1 protein-coding gene is annotated in these 4,498 nt (G+C 48.3%); it reads right to left on the reverse strand.

The window, feature by feature from the left end; translation table 11 throughout:
• Nucleotides 1–356: 356 nt before the first annotated feature.
• A complete protein-coding gene (locus QOL74_RS18220; protein ID WP_283410934.1) occupies nt 357–4,454 on the reverse strand; it encodes a Cys-Gln thioester bond-forming surface protein in 4,098 nt (1,365 codons plus the stop codon).
• Between the last annotated feature and the right edge of the window lie 44 nt (nt 4,455–4,498).

The raw sequence follows: 4,498 nt of genomic DNA on the forward strand, positions 1-4,498 counted from the left end.
AGAAACTGAGAGCCTCCGAGATTTGGTGTTGTCTGGTGTCTGTTTTCTTTATTCATCGGGGTCCTCTCCTTTCAGCGAAGGGGGAATTCTCTCCCCACCCCCGTTGAATGCTTCATTTTGCAACAGATAGTTATGTTTCGTTTGCTGTGTTAGGTCCATTATACCCGGGGGTTGTGACAAACGGCGGACAACGCTGTGACATCTGTGTGACATGGAAAAACAGTTGATAGTGAAAAGGGAATAGTGAATAAAAAACTCTGAATGCTGTTTTTTAAAGCCACGAAAAAAACAGGCCCCCGATATTTCTCAGAGGCCTGATTTCTAAATGTTATTCAGCTTTTGCCATGTTTTGTCTCTTATGCGTGTGATCGCTTTCTGAAGAGGAATCCAGCTGCCATCAGGAATGCACCTGCCAGGTAGAGGTGATACGGGCTTCTTTCGCCTGTTTGTGGCAGTACGGGCGCTCCCAATGGAATCTCTTCATCCAGTACGATGACTTCTTGAGGCACCTGGGGCACTGTGGGCACTCCCAGCGGAATTTCAGTTTCCTGAATTTCAACGTCTGCATCGGCGTCTGCGTCGGCATCGGCGTCTGCGTCGGCATCGGCGTCTGCGTCGGCATCGGCGTCTGCGTCGGCGTCAGCATCGGCATCGGCGTCAGCATCGGCGTCGCCTTCCGGTGGATCGTAAGCGTTGACAACTGTCACGATCACTCGGATGGGTGTCAGTTCTTCATTGTCTCCGAAGAGATCGAAGTCTGCTGAACCATCTTCATTCAATTCCAGTTCGACTGGTACGGTGACGCCTTCTTCATTGTCATACTCGTAACGGATTTCATAGCGCAGTCGTTCGTAGTTCTGTTGCTGAAGTGGTGTCAGGTTCTCAATGATGTTGTAGGCCATCATCAGCTCCGGTGATTCATTTTCAGGGTATACATGAGCCTCTGGTCCAACAGGGCCAGCAGTTGTAAGGGTGTACTCACCCGTGAAGTCATCTTCCCCTTCGATGCCACTGACAACCACGTTGAACTCAACGCCACTTTGAGTGAGAACCGGTGTTTCGATGGTTTCGCCTTCGCTGCCTTCAGTAATTTCAACAATGCGCTTTTCAAGCTCCAGGTTTATTTCCCGTGTCCCCGGTTCAACGTATCGATTGATCACTTTGATTCGGATTTTATCCGGCAGGTCATTGAGTGTGAACTCCACAGGTGCATCAGGTCCCAGCTCAATGGTTTCAGGTTCACCCTCTCCCCAGAAATAGGATAGTTCGTATCCTTCAAGTTCAAAGTGTTCGGGCATTGTTTCTTCATCTTCGAAGAGGTTGTAGTCTTCCCACAGGTCATCATGCCATTTGGTCATCTGGACTACTTCTCCGTCTTTAATGGTGTATGTTCCCTTGAAGGAGTTGCCTCCATTCCCCTGTACAAAAATGGGTGGGGGGATGTCTGGCAGGGTGACTCGTCCTGCTTCTTCGATGATTATGTCAAAGCTTTCGTCTGGTGCGTTGTCTCCCAGTACTTCTTTCACAATCTCCAGTTCCACCTGTCTGCGTTCACAATTCACAGCATTCACGACCAGTGGTTCTTGGCCATACTCTTCGTATCCGCGAATGGTAACGATATCGACGGTATTGACTGGAAGGTCTGCAATTTCCATAAGACCAGCTGTTCCAGACGCCTGAACACCTTCGCACAGCTTATACGCTGCATCTTCAGGTATGATTTCCTGAATCAGGTAGGTGCCTGGGAGCAGTCCTTCGAAGGCGGCAATTCCCATTGAGTTGGTCGGAACAGGCCCTGCTTTGGGGATCCACTCTCCTGATTCGTAAGCATAGAGCATGAACTCGAATGTCTCATTGGGGAATCCATCTTCATTTCCCCAGATAACGTCTGCTGCTCCGCTTCCAAAGAAACGCCAGCCTTTGTGAACTTCCAACCGATTGAGCTTGTAGTTGGTTGCTGTTACCGTTACATTACGTTTGTGCTGTGCCCACGAGATGTCCACGATCTCTGGGTATATGGTGGGATCTTCATCGTAACCTTCTTTTGGTCTTTCAACCACTTTATAGCGGCCAAATTTAACAGGTGATAATGTTGTTTCGCCTTCTCCATCGCTTCCCAGCGTTACCTCAACGCCGCTGAAAACGGGATCGCCGATGATTTGATTGTTGCTGTCCACCTGGAAGACATCAAAGACAAAAGTGGGGTGGACAGGTGTTTCCATGAGGCTGAACTGTTGGATGTCATCGACTGTTTGCGGTTGTGGCCGCTCTTCTCCCAGCACCTTCTTAATGGTGAGTGAGCCGCGCAGCTCTTCATTGGTAACGGTGCCTGCCTCACTGCTTACTTTCACTTCGCTTGCTGTGGTGCCCTCGGGCCACTGGAGTGATCCCTGCCAAACAACCAGTAAGGTTTGTCCGTTGACGGTGATTGGATCGCCAATCACATTTTGAGGATCGAAGTCTGCTGTTGTGGGATCGATCACTTCTCGCACCTGATAATTTCCAGGTAACAGATTAACGAAGGATTTGGTGTTTTGTCCCACGCTATCGATGGTAAGGGTTTCGCCGGTATTCACAAATGATCCATTCAGCTCTTTCCAAAGCTGGAAGGTAAAGCTCCGGCCGCCAAAGTCTGCTGTTCCGTTTTCTTCAAATGACTGCCAGTTCTTTGTCACGGAGATGGCGCCTCTTTTGAAAGCGGCAGAAGCATCGGCACTCTGTGAGGTTTCGTTGACAATGCCTGTAACCACCAGATTTTGAGACTCTTTATTGGGATCTTGGGGCTGCAGCATAAAGCCACTGAAACTGTACTTCACCCCAGAGATGGTAACCAACAGCTCAAATTCGTCGTTAATAATGCTGTTGGGAATCGTAAAGGTGGTGATGGTGAAAATATCATTTTCATCTGGAACCCCTGGGCTTTGAGAAGCCCCTTCGTTAAGAGGATTCCATGATTGACCGCCTTTGGTGAAAGTAAACTGAGGATTCGTTCCTTTGTAGCTGACGTGAATCAGCAGGTTGTCATTTTCACCTTCGGCTTCAATACTGACGCCAGGCTGCACATCTGTGAACTTTAAAGCCTGTAAATAATCAAACAATTTTTTGGCATTTCCGGCAGGATACTGATGATTGGTAACTCCAGCAATGGTGCTTGGTGAGTGGAGTACATGCCAGATGGCATACTGGGTTCCCGTGATGGCTTGTTGCTGTGTCAATCCAGAAACAGCAAAGCCTGCGTTGTTCATGGCTGTTTGTACTTGTGCCACTGTGTTGTTGGGATAGCTGCGGGCCATGATCATCATAATTTGATCTTTTTGTTCATCTGTTAAGCTCATTCCACTGTAAGGATAGCTGTAGGACTCGATGGGAACATATTGATAGTCAACATCTGTCCGAATGGTGGTTTCCACATCAATGCAGTAAGCCTGATATTTGATCACACCATTTTTATCCTTGACATCAAAGAGGCGGGTGAGGTATCCTGAAACACCTTCTGCACCGGATCCTGCATATCGATAAGGACCATCGGCCCCGCCCATAATGATCAGGTTTCCCATGAGCGTGACTTGAAGAGCCGGTTCAACGTTAATCCACTGAGTTTCTGCCATTTGAACTTCAGTACCATCCAAAACGGCACTTTCAGAAACCACCGTCTCTGTCCCACTGTCATTTGATGCTTCACTCTCATCATCTGATGAGCTGTTGTCATCATCGCCCAGCTGCTCACTGCCATTGTCGTTTTCTTCAGTGTCCCCCTCAGACTCATCATCGCTTTCCGGGTCATCTGCAGGTTGTTCATCCTCTTGATCGCTTTCGTCATTACCCTCATCTTCTGTCATTTCTTCATCGTCTGTCAGGGTTTCTTCGCTTTTATCTTCGTCTTTTGGTTCTTCTTCATTCTCTTCTTTCGCTTCTTCAGAGTCTTCTAGTGCTTCTTCAGAGTCTTCTTCGTCTTCAGCGGGTTTTTCCACCGGCAGAAGACCTCCAGCATTTCCTTCTGTCAGTTTCTGAACTGCCACCTGAAGAGCTACCATTAATTCATTCTGATTTTGCTCTTCTTCCCAATCTGTCATGTCGAAGCTGATACTCGTTGTCGGGTCGCCTGCAATATGTCCTCTTTCCATTTGCAAAGCGTCTTTTGTTTGCGCAACCAGCATGGTGCTGTCAATGATCCACCCGTCTATCAGGCTTATCTCCGCTGACATGTTGCTTCCCGTTTGGGTAAAAAGAACTGTTCCGATTATTTCCTGAGTCTCAATGAGCTTAAGATCGACAGGTCCGGTGATTCGTGGTGAATCGTCCACTACCACTGTTTCTCTAACGGGTTCGTCCATGGGCAAATCCGGTCCCCATACAGCCAGGGAAGTCAATGTACTGCCGAAAGCCAGCAGTAACACCAGCAACATGGCCAAACCTGTTCGCAGTTGCCTTAGTCTTCTTCTGCGGGTTCTCATGTGGTTCTCACTCCTTTTCTGAAAATGTGCCTGTGTTTTTCTGG

This window comes from Anoxynatronum buryatiense (assembly GCF_900182905.1).
Taxonomy (GTDB): domain Bacteria; phylum Bacillota; class Clostridia; order Peptostreptococcales; family Tindalliaceae; genus Anoxynatronum; species Anoxynatronum buryatiense.